We start from the raw sequence: 15,284 nt of genomic DNA, 5'->3' as shown, positions 1-15,284 counted from the left end.
TGTTGTGCCCCTACCCATGTACTTCATTTAGCTGAAATATGCTGTATTTCAGTCTCTAGACACTAACCACAAGGTTCTTGCTAACTTCCTGGGAAACTGGAATGCGGATTTGAAACTCCACTCCCTTGCCGGGTTCTGAGGTGCAAGAGAGTGAACCACCATGTTTTTCGGTGACAATTTGGTAGCTAATCGACAAGCCCATACCTGTGCCTTTACCCACAGGTTTTGTGGTGAAGAAAGGATCAAACAGGCGGCGGCGAATAGGCTCTGGTATACTCAGACCATTGTCTGCAATCCGAATTTCGACTTGATGAGCATCAATTTGTTCAGTGTAAATAGTAATAGTTGGAGTTGTTATTTGTTCTTGATTTTCCGCTAATGACTCTTCCAAAGCATCGATCGCATTACTCAACACATTCATGAACACTTGATTGAGTTGCCCTGCATAGCATTCCACTTGGGGCAGATTGCCGTAGTGTTTAACAAGTTGAATAGCGGGACAATCTGACTTTGCCTTGAGGCGATGTTGCAGAATCATTATGGTACTGTCAATCCCCTCATGAATATTAACGGCTTTAATCTCGGCTTCATCCATGCGTGAGAAAGTTCGCAGGGAAGCAACAATTTGCCGAATTCGGTCTGCTCCAACCCGCATAGAAGAAAGTAGCTTAGGCAAGTCTTCTAGCAGGAATTCTAGATCGATAGCCTCCGCTTCTTCCTGAATCTCTGGATGGGGAGATGGGTAATGTTTCTGGTAAAGTTCCAGCAGTCTCAGCACCTCTTGGGTGTAGCCGTTGGCATGGGTGAGGTTGCCAAAGATAAAATTTACCGGATTGTTGATTTCGTGAGCAACGCCAGCTACCAGTTGTCCTAAGCTCGACATTTTCTCGGTTTGCACAAGATGAGCCTGGGTTTGTTGCAGTTTGTGCAGCGATTTTTCAAGTTGTTCGGCTTTTTCTCGCTCTCGCATTTCGGATGCTTGCAAAGCTTCATTTTTAACTTCGAGTTCTTGTGATTTGGCTTCCAGTTGTTGCGAGTAAGCTTGTAGGTTGGTGTAGAGACGGGCGTTTTCGATCGCGATCGAAATTTGTGCTATCAACAGACTCAGGACATTTACCCGTTCTGGGGTAAAAGCGCCAGGAATAAGATTATTTTCCAGGTAAAGAAGACCAGTAAACTTGCCAGAGTGAATCAACGGTAGACACAAAATTGACTTAGATTGGTAAGTGGCGATATAAGCATCAGCTGCAAAACGGGAGTCTTTAACAGCATCGTCTAAAACTAGGTTGTTTCTGGTTCTTTCCACATAGTTGAATAAGGCAACCGGAAGTAAGGGTAAATTAGTTTCATCCTGCCCATTAACAACAACGCTAACTTCCTTACCTGCAATTGTTCCCGCCGCTTCTAGTATCCATTGATTCTCGTGCTTGGCAATAAAGTAACCTTGGATAGCGCCAGCATTTTGGATGACATTTTTCATCAATTTTTCGAGCAGGCGACTCAGCACTATTTCTTCTGACAAGACCTGTGAAGCTTTCATCACTGTCATCAAGTCGAGAATTTGAGCGCTGCCGCTAGTTGTGGAGTTGTCTAGTGTAAATTCTTTATAATTCGTTTCTAGTTTTTGTGTGTTTGATCGCACAATCAATTGCGGATAGCGGGCTTCTAAATCTTTGAGTTTAGCGATCGCACCCCAATGGCTATAGGCGTAGTAAGCATCTGTCATGTATGTTTGGGCGATCGCTTCTTTACCCCATGACCAATAGAATTTGGCAGCGAGTTCGTAAGCTAGCGCTTCTTCGTTGATGTACTCGTTTTGTTTAGCAAGTGCGATCGCCTGATCATACATCTCGATCGCTTCGATTTTTTCGCCTAAAACCCGATGCCGTTCTGCTTCTACCAAATAAAATTTGTGTAAATGATTCATTGGGGCATGATGTGCCCATTTTTGCATTTTTTCTTGATTAGCTTGGACGCGATCGCGAATTTCCTGTTGCTCTGACTCTGGGCTATTGGGATATACTGCTAGCCGTGCTAAAGAATCGTAAAAATGGAATAGAGGAACAATGGGCAATCCTATCACTATGTCCAAATACTTCTGTGCTATGGCACTATTTTCAATGGCTTCTGAGTAATTTTCAAACCAATAACTAAGTAAAAGTTTGTTCCAATATACGTAGGCAATTCCCAATATGTCATTCGCTTGCTTGTGCAATGGTAACTTTATCTGCTCATCGCAAGCTTTACCCTTGAGGCAGCAAATATTTTCACTTTTTCCGAGCAGATTTAAAATAGCCTGCCAATAGGTTTCTATGTAATGAAGTGCTGTTTCTTGCTTAATTTTATAAATAGCATTTCTGTTTATTGCTATCTCTCTTTCTAGAAAAGTCAGTTCTTTGCCGCTAAAGTAAGCTAAATAGGAATACATTAGTAAACCATAGGCAGCATATTGTAAATCTCCTGTCTCCAGCCCACTAGAGTAAACTGACACAAAAGGTTCTAAGGTTTCTCTCAGATGATCTTTCCAAGGTCGGATAAATGTATTTACTATCAGGAGTGTCTTAGCTTTGATTTCTTGAGCATTTAACTTTGACACCAGAGTTAAAGCCAATTGACCGAACTGATAACCTGAATCAATATCTCCCACTACTCCGCAAAGAAGAAGACCATAATTGGCATAAGCAAAGGGAGATATGGAAGCATTACCATATTGGACGGATAGATTTACTTGTTTGCATACCGTCAAAGGCAACAATTCTGGCGTAGCAATGTATGCAGCAGCAAAAATACTTGACAAAAGTTTCATAGCTGCTAATTTATAGCGATCGCTCATTTGAGGTAGATCAACTAAATCCTCAATTTGCGTTCCATTTAAAATTGCCGCAGTTTCCAAGAGTGCTTGTCCAATATCTGACGGGTTCGGCTTTTGGGGAAACTCTACTCCTAATAGCTTTAAAACTTGTAGTCCCGTACTAACCGCTTCTAGCAGCCTGTTTTGCCCTACATAAGCTTGTATCTGGACTTCATACACTTTAATTTTGTCCAGCAGCGTTTTAGCGTGGTTTTGTACTATCTCAACAAATCTCTGCATTCCTTCAAAATCACCGCTTAAAAAAGCTGCTTCTGTCGCTTCCTCATGCAGTGCTAATGTTAGGTCGTAGTTACTGTTCCAGCTTGCTTCTGCTAACAATCCTAAACCGACTTGCAAATATTTGATGGCGGAATCGTGCGCTGTGGCTGCTTTTGCTCTTTTACCTGCGATTAGATTGAGTTCTGCAAGTTCATATTTTTCTATTTCAGATATCAGTAAATCAGTACCGTAATTGAGTTGATTAACTAAAGCAAATATATTTTCTTTGCGTTCTTCTGGGGTAGTATTTTGCAGCAGTAATTGACCAATTTTCAGATGCGTTGCTTTCTTCTGCTCATCGGGAATTAGAGAATACGCTGCTTGCTGTACTCGGTCATGTAAAAACTTGTAGTCAACTTTGAAATCCGTTAAGGTAACGCTACCTGAATCCTCCTGACTAAACGCTAAGGGAATTTTGTAGTCCTGATTTAACGGCAGAATTAACCCAGCTTGAAGCGCAGACCACAATTGCGCCGCAGTCGTTAGAGAAGATGCCTCTTTAACGATCGCTAATACATCCAGATTAAACGTGTTGCCAATACAAGCAGCGAGTTTGAGTACTTGCTGCGTCTCTAAAGACAGTTTACGAATATTTCTCGCCGTCAGTTCAACCACATTCAGGTCAGTAAGACCAATCGCTTGGATATGTTGGATATTCCACTGCCATACTCCTGAATGGAACTCATAAGATAACAAGTCTTCCTGGTACAAGGTTTTGAGCAGTTGCGTTAAGAAGAAAGGGTTTCCTCCAGTTTTGTGAAACAGTAATTCTGCTAATGGCTTGCTGGCTTCTGTGTCATTCAACGTATCGCTAATTAATGCTTCCACATCGGTTAACTGCAATGTTGCCAAGACGATGTTATCTACCACCGCACCAAAAGATTGAATCTTGTCCAAACTCATCATAAGCGGATGGGTGGGCGATACTTCGTTATCCCGATACGCGCCGACTAACAATAAATATTTGCGATTGCTATCTGTCATCAATAGCTCAATTAAGTTCAGCGATGCCGAATCTGCCCACTGTAAATCATCAAGAAACACAACCAAAGGATGGTCTTGGGTTGTGAATACGCCAATGAATTGCCCAAAAACACGATTGAAACGATTTTGAGATTCAGCCGCACCCAATTGTGTTAAGGGTGGCACAGTTCCAATGATTAGTTCGACTTCGGGAATCACATCGATAATGACTTGCCCATTCTCACCCAATGCAGTTAGGAGTTTCTCTTTCCACACTTGGATTTGGGCTTCGCTTTCGGTGAGTAATTGCCCAATTAAAGATTGGAACGCCTGAATCAAAGATGTGTATGGAATATTGCGCTTGAACTGGTCAAACTTGCCTGCAATGAAATAACCCCTTGCTCCCACAATCGGTTTATGAACTTCATTGACGACACTTGTCTTTCCAATCCCCGAATAACCAGAGACGAGCATGAGTTCGCTGCTACCACCTGCCACACGCCCAAACGCAGCCATCAATGTTGCTACTTCTGCTTCGCGTCCGTATAGTGTTTGCGGAATCGAAAAATGCCCGGATTTGTCCTGTCTTCCCGGTACAAAGTTTTCAATTTTTCCATTCGTATGAAGTTGAAACAAGCATTCCTCTAAATCCGCTTTCAGTCCCCAGGCGCTTTGATACCGCTCCTCTGCTGTTTTCGCTAATAATTTCAAAATAACTGCACTAATCGCCTCTGGCACATCTTCCAGAACACGACACACGGTTTCGCTACAAGGTGCGGCTGGTGTTTTGGCAATGTGACAGTGGATCAACTCCATCGGGTCAGCAGCTTGAAAGGGCAAAATACCCGTCAGCATTTCATATAAAGTGACACCCAACGAATAAAAGTCGGTGCGATAGTCAACCACCCGATTCATTCTACCCGTCTGCTCAGGCGACATATACGCAAGCGTACCTTCGAGCAAATTGGGATTGTTTAAGGTGGAATTTTCTTTATCAAGGCGCGAGGAAATACTGAAGTCAATCAGTTTGGCTTCGCCAGAATCGGGGTCAATTATAATATTGTGCGGCTTAATATCTTTGTGAATAATCTGTTGGGCGTGCAGTTCTCCTAAAATATGTGCTAAATTAATCCCCACCTTCAGGAAAGTAATCAAGGTGGTTGTTTGAGTTGCAATCACTTCTTGGAGCAAGCAACCTGGAATGTCTTCTAAAACCAAAGCCAGGCCATGCTGATAATTCTTTAACTCGTAGGCTTTAACAATGCCAGGAATTTGCAGAGGCTCAATAATTTGATATTCGTGGCGCAGTCGCGCAATGTCTTCTAAGAGTGGATGTTCGCACAGGAGAGTTTTAACAATGACAGAGACGTTATCGATTTCTCGCCGTCCACGATAAATGACGGTTTTACTACCGGAGTGAAGGGTTTCGAGGAGTTGATAACCAGATAAAGTAGCTGTCATTGTTTTTTCTTGCAATATAAGCATTCTTACTATGCCCATGCAAGTTTAGCTTTGTAACATTTGTGACAAAAATCAGCATAATTTCACGAGATGTTACAAAGACTAATTCACCCCAAAGTTGGATGTTGGGACTTGAGAGCATTGTTGCATCTCAAACCCAAGAATTCAGATTTTAACAGATTACATCACTGCAAAAATCCTGTACTAATGCTTACAGCCACCTTCTTTATGGTGTTTATGCCCATGATCATGACCGTGAGAACAGCCTTGCAAATTCTCCTTCATAAGCTTGTCGCTGATTTCTTGCAAGGATTCATCCACAGCTTGTAAGCCAATCCAAGCATCAATTTTTTGTACATCAAATCCTACCTCGCGCTGTTCGCCTACTTCTAACAAAGGACGGCGAATTAATAGTGGCTCTTTCAGCATCAGCGCCAAAGCGGTTTGTTCATCCACTTTTTCAGGAACCACCTCACCAGATTTTACCTTGGGGGCGGAAGGATTAAACCATTCGGCTACGGGGCGATCGCCAAAAAATGAGCGCAACCGTTCAACTGTCCAAGGTTCTTTTAGCAGGTTCTGTGGTATCACCTCATGACCGGCAGCTGTTAGCAAAACTTTTTGCTTAACACCACCTTTACAGCCTGGTTTGCTATAGAAAATTACTCTTGCCATTCCACTATCTCCTAATTACTCTTTCGCGCTAAAGCGCCAACTGCGAACTGATGAAATTAATCTTGACGATTCCTAGTCAGGACTTACGCACTGAAAACCGAAAACCTAGATCCCACCTAAAAAAAGGCTACGGTATACACAGAAGTCTTCTAACATTGCCCCACAAGCTTTTGATCCCCCCAACCCCCCTTTTTAAGGGGGGCAAAAATCCTTCAAAGTCCCCCTTAAAAAGGGAGGTAAAAATCCTTCAAAGTCCCGCTTTTTAAGGGGGATTTAGGGGGATCTCTTGTGCGTAAGTTCTAGTAATTAAAAATTCCTAGCCTTATGGGTAACTGAGTCAAACTCAAATCTCTCATTCGGATCAGTTTCGCCGTAGATATTAAAAGTCACAGTTGGTTCATCACCTACTGCTTCTACGCTGTGAATTGCATCGGGAGTAAAACTAATAATGTCTCCGGGAAATAGAGTTACTTCTCCCGTTGCTTCAATTTTGTCCTGAAATTCTGGGCTATTAGTGCGTCGCCAAAAAGTATTTTTTTCCTCACCTTTTAACACCGCCACTATTCCCCATGTCCCATGATTATGAATGGTTGATCGGGTTCCCGGTGCAAATGTTACTGTTTGCACCGTCAACGGAAAACCCAATTCATCATATAGGAGTAAAACAGAGCTTCCCGTTTTGGGTGAAGCCTCTAAATGTTGACTTTGCACCCAGTAGGAATTTACTATCAAGCGCCTTACGAGCATCCGAATTTCTGGCAGACAATTGGCTTCATTGTCACCACTATTGAGAACATCTTCCACCTCAGTTAAAAACCGATAAAGACGGTAGTTTTCTCTCAATAAATCCCATGCTCTCACAGATTTACAGGCTTGATACTGACCGTCCCCCGTTAGCAGCCAATCCCTACCTTTCATAACTTTTAAATTGATAACGGCGAAGATTGGATGATCAGGATCGGAGAGACATTAGGAATATTGCCTACAGGAGCTTTAGTAGGTATGGTAATAGGAGGAAAGATAGAGTTACTATCAGTAGCCGCTCCTAACAGGGAGTAAGAAGAATATGATGTAGTAGATAACCAATTGTTCATGATTGTTCACCTTGATTTTTGATTGCTGACTAATTAATCATCTTCTTCTGCTGGACGTGTCAAAATATCCAGGAGAATTCCGGCACCAAAATCATTTTTGTCGTCTATCTGTTTGACTCTGGTGCTGATTTCTTTTGCTTCTTCAATTGCTCCCAGCTTTGCTAGTACTAATCCAGAAGCAGCATAAGCATTTAAGTACAATCGAATTTGTGGGTCTTCTTTGCGATTGACTAATATAAGCTTAAGTTGCTCCCAGTCTTCAGGTAATTTTTCTAGTTCTTTAATTTTATCTAATAATTTGACTGTTGTTTGTAATGCCAGAGAATAATTATTCTTATAATAAAAAAATCTATATGCTGCTACTAAGACATCTGTATTTTCACCAGTCTTAGCTAAAGCTTGTTGAATATACTTTTCCGATTCTGATGTGTTCTCCCAGTTTTGTGCAGCTAAAATTAATAAATTTTTGATATCCTCTGGAACCTGGAACCACGAGAATTTGTTTGTATTAGCTTGCATAATTAACTCCTGAATGGAGATAAGGATGATCAGGGATATGAGGCAATACGGTTCGGTTAAAGCAAGAGACGCGATTTATCGCCATCAAGACGAAAGATTGATTGTTGTAGAGACGGCGATTTATCGCGTCTTTGCTTTGCCCAATGCCCAATTTAAAACAAAGTAAGAACGTACACCAAGGTGAATAATACAATCCAGATAATGTCTACGAAGTGCCAGTAAATTTCTGTCATTTCGATGAAAGTATGATTGGTTGCAGAATATTCACCGGGAAGACGCGATCGCCACAATACTCGTAATATCAATAACAGTCCCACAAAAACGTGCAAACCGTGGAACCCAGTCATGATATAAAAGCAGTTGGCGAAGACGTTGGTAGTCAGTCCGTATCCTAATGTTGAGTACTCATAAACCTGACCACCCAAGAATATTGCGCCCATGATTGCAGTAATTGCATACCACAGTTGCATTCCCTTGACATTATTCTTTTTAATCGCCTTATCACCGAAGTGAATGACGAAACTACTAGATACCAGAATAATGGTGTTAATCGTCGGTACAAGTAGTTCTACTTCGCTTCCTTCTGGAGGCCAAACTGCTGTAGTACCTCGAAAAAATAAATAAGTGGCAAAAAATCCCCCAAACATTAGGGATTCAGAGGCCAGGAATGTCAATAATCCCCAAACTCTTAAATCTGGATGTTCTTCGTGTCCTGCACTGTGATCTTCGCTCGTGGTTGTAGCTATAGTCATAGATTTTTTGACAATATTATCCACTGTGTCTGTTGTGGAAGCTTGAATGAAGAATGAAGTGTGAAGCGGCAAAATTTTCATTCTTCATCCAAAATCCTTGTTTAACTTATACCAATTCACGAAAATCCTGATACATATAGATTTCTCGTAAGGGCATGGCATTGCCATGCCCCTACCAACGTATTTGTATCGTCATTAAAGTGAAATGGTATTAACTCTTCACTTGTTCAGGAATTCTCACAATTCCAACTTCCGAGTTCTGAGGCTCAAGTTCCAAGTTCTGAGGCTCAAGTTCCGAGTTCCGAAGCTCAAGTTCCGAGTTCTGAAGCTCAAGTTCCGAGTTCTGAGGCTCAAGTTCCGAGTTCTGAGGCTCAAGTTCCGAGTTCTGAAGCTCAAGTTTCGAGTTCTGAGGCTCAAGTTCCGAGTTCTGAGGCTCAAGTTCCGAGTTCTGAGGCTCAAGTTCCGAGTTCTCAAATCAAATGACTAGAAATTACAGTCACCTTAACAGCGATCGCATTACTCACTCTACTACCTAAGCACTAGCTTCCGGTGTTGCAGATGGCTGTACTTCATTACTGTGACCATGACCGTAGTCATAAGGGCCATGAGTGACAACCGGCAATACTTCCCAGTTTTCAATTGCAGGTGGTGAGCTAGTTGTCCATTCTAAAGTCAAAGCTTGCCAAGGATTATCACCAGCCAAAGGCCCTTTCAACCAACTGTAAATCATGTTGATAGCGAAAGGAATTACCGATATCCCCAAAACAATTGAACCAAAGGTACAAATTTGATTGAGGTCGATAAATTGGGGGTCATACATTGCCACCCGTCTAGGCATTCCTTTCAAACCCAACTCGTGCATGGGTAAAAAGGTCAGATTTGTGCCGATGAAAGTGAGGGCGAAATGAATCCGTCCCAAGCTTTCATTCAACATTCGTCCGGTCATTTTGGGGAACCAGTGATAAATACCGGCATAAATGCCAAACACGGAACCGCCAAATAGAACGTAGTGGAAATGTCCGACAACATAATATGTGTCGTGGACGTGAACATCAAAGGGGGCTGTTCCCATCGTCACACCACTTAAGCCGCCCATGACAAACATGGACAACAAGCCAATGGCGAAAAGCATCGCACCGGTGAAGCGGATTTTACCACCCCAGAGGGTAGCAACCCAGGCAAAAATCTTCACGCCAGTGGGAACTGCAACTATAAGAGTGGAGATAGTGAAGAACATCCGCATCCAACCGGGTGTGCCACTGGTAAACATGTGGTGTACCCAGACGAACAAACCGACAACGCAGATGGCTACACTAGAATAAGCGATCGCTTTATAACCAAAGATTGGCTTGCGGGCGTGAACCGGAATTACCTCCGACATGATGCCGAAGATGGGCAGAATCATTAAATATACTGCCGGGTGAGAATAAAACCAGAATAAGTGTTGATAAATTACAACGTTACCGCCCGCATCTGGTTTAAAGAAGGAAGTGCCAAAGTTGAGGTCAAACAACAGCAGAACTAAACCGGCTGCTAATACAGGTGTGGAGAGAAGCGCCAGCAGAGAGGTTGCCAAGATTGCCCAGCAGAATAGGGGTACTTGATCCCATTTCATGCTAGGAACTTTCATCATCAAAATGGTGATTACGAAGTTCAGCGAACCCAAAATTGAGGAAGTTCCCACCAAAACGATCGCAAGTATCCACATAGTTTGAGCGATTGGCGCTGTCACCAAACTCAAAGGTGGATAAGCTGTCCAGCCAGATTGTGAACCACCAAAAATGAAACTACCTAATATCAGTAATCCAGCTGGTGGGTTTAACCAAAAGGCGATCGCGTTTAGCTTCGGGAAAGCCATATCCCTAGCACCAACCATCAACGGCACTAAATAGTTACCAAATCCCCCAATAGCGCTAGGGACAATCCACAGGAAGATCATAATCGTCCCGTGATTGGTCATGAAAGCGTTATACAGATTGGGGTCGAGTACGTCTGCATCTGGTGTTGCTAATTCCACCCGCAGAGCGATCGCCATCAGTCCGCCGATGAGATAGAACACAAACGCCGTCACTAGATATTGGATACCAATAACCTTGTGATCAACATTAAATGTAAAGTAATCCTGCCATTTCCACGCCTTCGGATGGGAGGTGTGGCCAGCCACCATTTCCGGTTTATTTTCTTCTGGTGGAGTATTCCGTGGGAATTCTACCTGCGTCATATTTTTTTACCACTATGGGGAGTCCAGGGTCAAACGTCCAAAGCTCTTGTACAGACGCGATTAATCGTGTCTCTCCTGACCAATGACCATTGACTCTAGAGTTGCTGCACTAATTCCCATATCATGGGTGTGGGGCGCGAGAAACTCTGATGTTGATAAGTCGGCTGGATTAACAGCAACGACTTGATTGAGGTTTTGCTGTTGAGCAATCTGGTTTTCTGTCCGCCAGTTATCATATTCTTCTGGTGTGTGGACAATTACCTGTGTCCGCATTGAACCGTGATAACCACCGCACAACTCAGCACAAACTACGGGATATGTACCTGGTTTGGTGGCAACAAATCGTAGTTCGGTAGGGATACCGGGAAGTGCATCTTGCTTCAAGCGGAAGTTTGGCACCCAGAATGAATGAATTACATCTTGTGCTGAAAGGTTGAGTTGCACATCAGCACCGACGGGAATGTGTAATTCCCCAGAGGTAATGCCACTATCAGGGTAATTAAATAACCAGGCGTACTGTATGCCTTTGACATCAACAACTAAGTCGGCTGGTTTGTTAAGGGTTTGAGGAGACGCGCCAATACCAATTGTGGGGGCAGTTGTTGCTTCAGTATCGCTTAATGTAGCTGCAATAGCACTTCCGGGCATGTGAGCAACATGAGCTGCTGAATGAGGATGACCCGCAGGCTCAAAGCCGCCCATTTGGTTAAAAACATCTACGCTGTAGATGCCCAAACCGAGGACGATCACTGTTGGAATTGCTGTCCAGAAGATTTCTAAGGGAACGTTACCTTCTATTGGTAAGCCATCGGTATCATCACCGCGACGGCGACGAAACTTCACCAAAAAAATCAGAATAGTTCCTTCTACCACCAAGAATAGTGCGATCGCAATGGTAAACATGACGTTAAAAAAACCGTCTACCAAAGGCGCTTGTAGCGATGCTTGCACCGGCATCAGAGTGTGGTTTTGACCAATCCAAATGCTGATTGCTGTAACTACTATCCCAGCAACCAGAGTCCATAACGAAACAGGAACTTGTTGCATACATGCTACCTGCTCTGTAAACAGTCTTTAAAGGTGTGATTTTCTGGGTTTTGAGCATTGGGCATTGACTATTGTTATCTATTGCCTATTGCCTATTCCCCATTCCCTTTTACAGGGCAGCGTTTTTTGTTTTCACTTATTAACTTTCTAACGTGCAGCCATAAAAAATGGGGGAAACTTCCAGATTTTTTCCATATCTTTCCCCCAGAAACTTACAAATTATATTTCAACTCCTATGAAAAAGGTAGCCCCCTGCTCCCAGAAAAGCTTGTTGTTCCAAGAGGGCACTGTTAGACCTAATATTGATTAGGCTAGATTAGCAGCAAGTTTAAATTTGTTAATAGCTAACACTTTACGATTTACGGATTTGTTTACTGTGAACTTTTTATGAGTTCCGGTAAATATTTGGTATTCCCCTCAAGTTACCTTGCCTAGCGCATTTGCGCTTGATCCAAACAGTGCCTCCTTGAATGAACAACAATTTTGACTAACTCCAAAAATCCTAATTGTTTAATGCAACATGGGTGTAGCAATTCTTGGGGCAAATCCGTGAACATGCTTCACAACCAATACAGTTTTCTGGAGAAGTAACTGCCATTACTTTCCGTTCAATTTCTTCGTCATCTTCATCTTCCACAAATTCACCTTCTTCATTTAGCGCTTTTAAACCGAGCACATTGTACCCGCATACTTTAACGCATCTGCCACAGCCGATACATTTATCCTTGTCGATTTCTTGAGCAAATTTTGGTGTCCAAGCCTTACCGCCAAATGTCAAACCTGTTAGTTGTGCCATGAATAATTCCTCGGCAATTTCGCCTGTCAATCTGTTTGTGCATTAATCATCATATTATCCTAATAATTTATCTTTTTGGTATTTAAAAATTACTTTTTTATCATCAAATTTCGATGACTTTGAACACAATTACACATTGTTTTTTATTTCAATTAATAGATGAAACTTATTGCCAATAATTATTATGCATATTTGGTTAGCATCCTAATCTCACAGTCCCCAACCCTTGCAGGTTATAGGGAAAATTGAAAATCTCTATCCTTGTATAAAGGAGGTTTCTAGATAAGAATGATGATACTATTTTTCAAATATATTTAGGTTTAGGCAAGTAAATTTAGATAAACTGTATACACCTATACAAATTAATATGTTCATTAATTACAATTTTATATATGTAATATGTATTTTATAAAGCAACAATTTACCAGTAATTTTTGATTCAATTATTTAAATAAATGATGACAAAAAATACTTTTATTTCATATGAAGAAACTTAATTAATTTATGAAGGAACTGTAAATTTGATGGCAGAATATTATCATGCATTAAATATTAAAATTATTAATAAATCAAATGAAGTCCAATTGTGACGGAATTAAATATGTCCTAAAAAGACTTTATGGTCAAAGCTAAAATGTTCATCAGATACGTAATTAAATAAATGTTAAGATTTTTTTCTAAGCTCGGTACGAACAAACTAATCATTTTTTTCATGAAATGTATAGTTAATAAGAAGTTTTATTAGGCTCGGTTAAAAAGCCTTAAATAGCTTCCAATTGGATGCAAAGCCAAAATATGGATGTGGGGAATAAATGTGGTGAGAAATATTATTCTCGCCAGAAAGATTATGTGGTAGCGAGTCATGAATAGACAGGACTCATCCAGGGGAGACCTGAGCCAGACATCTCAACGATTAGAGTGGGAAAAGAGCCAAATGCCTTATACAATTCCTAACAACAGTTGCGTTGGATGTGACAACTGCCGCCCCCAATGTCCTACGGGTGCAATCAAAATAGAGGACAATGAATACTGGGTTGATCCTGGTCTTTGTAATAATTGTGAAGGCTATTATTCAGAACCGCAATGTGTAATAGCTTGTCCAACTAAATCTCCCATTCCCTGGCAGGCGAAAAAGGGGAGATGCAAAGTAGAACCAAGAGATGCTACCAGCTTAGACTTGTTTTCTAATGGTAAGAATAACCCATTTGCTTCAGCGATCGCAATTTGGGAAGCTTGTAATGTCCTAGCGCAACGCACATCCCTACATTGGGAAAATGATGAAGAGGGTTACTTGTGTTACAGCCGACAAGTCAATCAAGGTCGAGGTGCGATCGCCTTTCACATCCAAGATCCATTCAAAGTTAACGACAAAGCCACCGATATATCAGCAATTGAAGGGCTTGACATCAGAGCCGCTTGCATACATCTGATTTTTGCAGCTTACGCTACAGCTTTAGAGCAACCTTGGGAGCAAGAATTTGCGATCGATGAGCGACAAATTGAGAAATATTTGGGGATGGAGAAACGCAAAGACTTGAGCAAAGCTGCCAAGCTAGCTTTAATGAAAAATATCGTTCAGCAAGCTTGCTCCCTGATTATCTCCATTGACTGGCCCCAACAAGGTCGAATTAACGGATTCTCTATTACAAATAGTCGCTTGTGGCACTTAGTAGATATTCAGCACCACTTTCAAGAAGACAATCTTGGATGCAAATATCTGATTGGGTTAACTTTTAAAGTAAAAGCAGGCTTATGGGCACAATATTTTTTAAATAAACAAGCATGTAGAGAGCGAACCGCATTCTATCAATACGGTAGTCTCCCTAAAACGCTGCTAACCACAGTCATGAGCATTTGGCAGCAACATGAAGGCGCAGTTCGACTAATGCTGTGGTTGCTGTTTAAAACCAAAATGGGCAAAGAACAACGCATCACTATTCCTACATTGCTACGTATTGCTTATGGTGAAGAAAAAGTCGCCCTTGCATCCAGACAACGGGAAGAACGCAAACGTCTGCTGCGAACTTTTGAAAGTGATTTGGAAATTCTCAATCACTATGGAATGAAACCACTTTTCGACCCAATTACTTACCCACCAGAAATTCAACCTTTGTGGGCGAAGTTAGTTAATCTTCCTGAAGACCCAGATGAAGCGTTAGAATTTTGGACTAATGATGGTGGCGCTGAAACTCGCCTCACAGACACAGGCCCCCGTGGTAAGTGGAATCTGTTAATGAATGCGCGGATTTTGGCTTTTGAACTCCCACCAGAATGGGAACAGCAAATTTCAGAATCGGAAAAAAAGAAAACAAGAACTGCTAAAGCCAAAAAGAAGCCCAAAACTACAAACGATTTGCTAGGTGAACAGATTTTGCAAGCGCGAAAAAATTTGAATCTCTCCCAAAGAGAGTTAGCAAAACTCACAGGTAAAAGCCAAAGCTGGATTCGAGATATCGAAAATGGTCGTCTAAAAGCCAAGTTAGAAGACCAAGTACTTTTACGAAAAGTGCTAAATATGGCTCAATCTTAATTTTGGATTTTGGATTTGGGTTCAGATACAAGCCTGGAAACCCAGATAAAATCTGACTAACTTTCTTAATTACATAGCTTACTTACCGGCGCAGGC

The 15,284-nt window shown here is 41.8% G+C and carries 10 protein-coding genes; 2 read left to right on the top strand and 8 right to left on the bottom strand.

Annotation, left to right across the window (positions count from 1 at the left end; genetic code table 11):
- Window positions 1-55: 55 nt before the first annotated feature.
- From H6G92_RS01530 to H6G92_RS01515, 4 genes are all read right to left on the bottom strand, one after another.
- The gene (locus tag H6G92_RS01530; protein ID WP_190890006.1) at window positions 56-5,554 is read right to left on the bottom strand and encodes a trifunctional serine/threonine-protein kinase/ATP-binding protein/sensor histidine kinase; all 5,499 of its coding nucleotides are present in this window, start codon (window positions 5,552-5,554) and stop codon (window positions 56-58) included.
- A gap of 204 nt (window positions 5,555-5,758) precedes the next feature.
- Complete coding sequence (locus H6G92_RS01525) at window positions 5,759-6,229, bottom strand: ArsC/Spx/MgsR family protein (RefSeq protein WP_190890004.1); 471 nt, start codon at window positions 6,227-6,229, stop codon at window positions 5,759-5,761.
- Between the two features lie 306 nt (window positions 6,230-6,535).
- A complete protein-coding gene (locus H6G92_RS01520) occupies window positions 6,536-7,147 on the bottom strand; it encodes a cysteine dioxygenase family protein (protein ID WP_190890002.1) in 612 nt (203 codons plus the stop codon).
- A gap of 209 nt (window positions 7,148-7,356) precedes the next feature.
- Window positions 7,357-7,842 (bottom strand): hypothetical protein, encoded by a 486-nt coding sequence (locus H6G92_RS01515; protein ID WP_190890000.1) that lies wholly within the window; start codon window positions 7,840-7,842, stop codon window positions 7,357-7,359.
- A 25-nt stretch (window positions 7,843-7,867) separates the two neighbouring features.
- On the opposite strand from H6G92_RS01515, the gene H6G92_RS01510 reads away from it, so the two are divergent.
- On the top strand, window positions 7,868-8,008 hold the full coding sequence (locus H6G92_RS01510) for a hypothetical protein (protein ID WP_190889998.1): 141 nt from the start codon (window positions 7,868-7,870) through the stop codon (window positions 8,006-8,008).
- Here the strand turns inward: H6G92_RS01510 and H6G92_RS01505 are convergent.
- The 4 genes from H6G92_RS01505 to fdxB form a co-directional block, all read right to left on the bottom strand.
- Window positions 7,995-8,594 (bottom strand): cytochrome c oxidase subunit 3, encoded by a 600-nt coding sequence (locus tag H6G92_RS01505; protein WP_190889997.1) that lies wholly within the window; start codon window positions 8,592-8,594, stop codon window positions 7,995-7,997. The genes H6G92_RS01510 and H6G92_RS01505 overlap by 14 nt on opposite strands.
- A 532-nt stretch (window positions 8,595-9,126) precedes the next feature.
- Window positions 9,127-10,815: a cytochrome c oxidase subunit I gene (ctaD, locus tag H6G92_RS01500; RefSeq protein WP_190889996.1), complete on the bottom strand. Its 1,689-nt coding sequence runs from the start codon at window positions 10,813-10,815 to the stop codon at window positions 9,127-9,129.
- A 60-nt stretch (window positions 10,816-10,875) separates the two neighbouring features.
- Window positions 10,876-11,862, bottom strand: a complete 987-nt coding sequence (locus H6G92_RS01495; protein WP_190889995.1) for a cytochrome c oxidase subunit II — start codon at window positions 11,860-11,862, stop codon at window positions 10,876-10,878.
- Between the two features lie 502 nt (window positions 11,863-12,364).
- The gene (fdxB, locus tag H6G92_RS01490) at window positions 12,365-12,658 is read right to left on the bottom strand and encodes a ferredoxin III, nif-specific (RefSeq protein ID WP_190730863.1); all 294 of its coding nucleotides are present in this window, start codon (window positions 12,656-12,658) and stop codon (window positions 12,365-12,367) included.
- Window positions 12,659-13,592: 934 nt separating this feature from the next.
- Between fdxB and H6G92_RS01485 the strand changes: the two genes are divergently transcribed.
- Window positions 13,593-15,188: a helix-turn-helix domain-containing protein gene (locus H6G92_RS01485; RefSeq protein WP_190890123.1), complete on the top strand. Its 1,596-nt coding sequence runs from the start codon at window positions 13,593-13,595 to the stop codon at window positions 15,186-15,188.
- Window positions 15,189-15,284 lie beyond the last annotated feature (96 nt).

The sequence above is a fragment of the Nostoc foliaceum FACHB-393 genome (assembly GCF_014698505.1).
Taxonomy (GTDB): Bacteria; Cyanobacteriota; Cyanobacteriia; order Cyanobacteriales; family Nostocaceae; genus Nostoc; species Nostoc foliaceum_A.
This window is presented reverse-complemented; position numbering and strand designations above follow the sequence as displayed.

Bases quoted from the DNA above. Each gene is read 5' to 3' on its own strand.
- H6G92_RS01505 (WP_190889997.1), bottom strand. From the start codon at position 8,594: ATGACTATAGCTACAACCACGAGCGAAGATCACAGTGCAGGACACGAA.
- H6G92_RS01510 (WP_190889998.1), top strand. From the start codon at position 7,868: ATGATCAGGGATATGAGGCAATACGGTTCGGTTAAAGCAAGAGACGCG.
- fdxB (WP_190730863.1), bottom strand. From the start codon at position 12,658: ATGGCACAACTAACAGGTTTGACATTTGGCGGTAAGGCTTGGACACCA.
- ctaD (WP_190889996.1), bottom strand. From the start codon at position 10,815: ATGACGCAGGTAGAATTCCCACGGAATACTCCACCAGAAGAAAATAAA.
- H6G92_RS01495 (WP_190889995.1), bottom strand. From the start codon at position 11,862: ATGCAACAAGTTCCTGTTTCGTTATGGACTCTGGTTGCTGGGATAGTA.
- H6G92_RS01530 (WP_190890006.1), bottom strand. From the start codon at position 5,554: ATGACAGCTACTTTATCTGGTTATCAACTCCTCGAAACCCTTCACTCC.
- H6G92_RS01520 (WP_190890002.1), bottom strand. From the start codon at position 7,147: ATGAAAGGTAGGGATTGGCTGCTAACGGGGGACGGTCAGTATCAAGCC.
- H6G92_RS01515 (WP_190890000.1), bottom strand. From the start codon at position 7,842: ATGCAAGCTAATACAAACAAATTCTCGTGGTTCCAGGTTCCAGAGGAT.
- H6G92_RS01485 (WP_190890123.1), top strand. From the start codon at position 13,593: ATGCCTTATACAATTCCTAACAACAGTTGCGTTGGATGTGACAACTGC.
- H6G92_RS01525 (WP_190890004.1), bottom strand. From the start codon at position 6,229: ATGGCAAGAGTAATTTTCTATAGCAAACCAGGCTGTAAAGGTGGTGTT.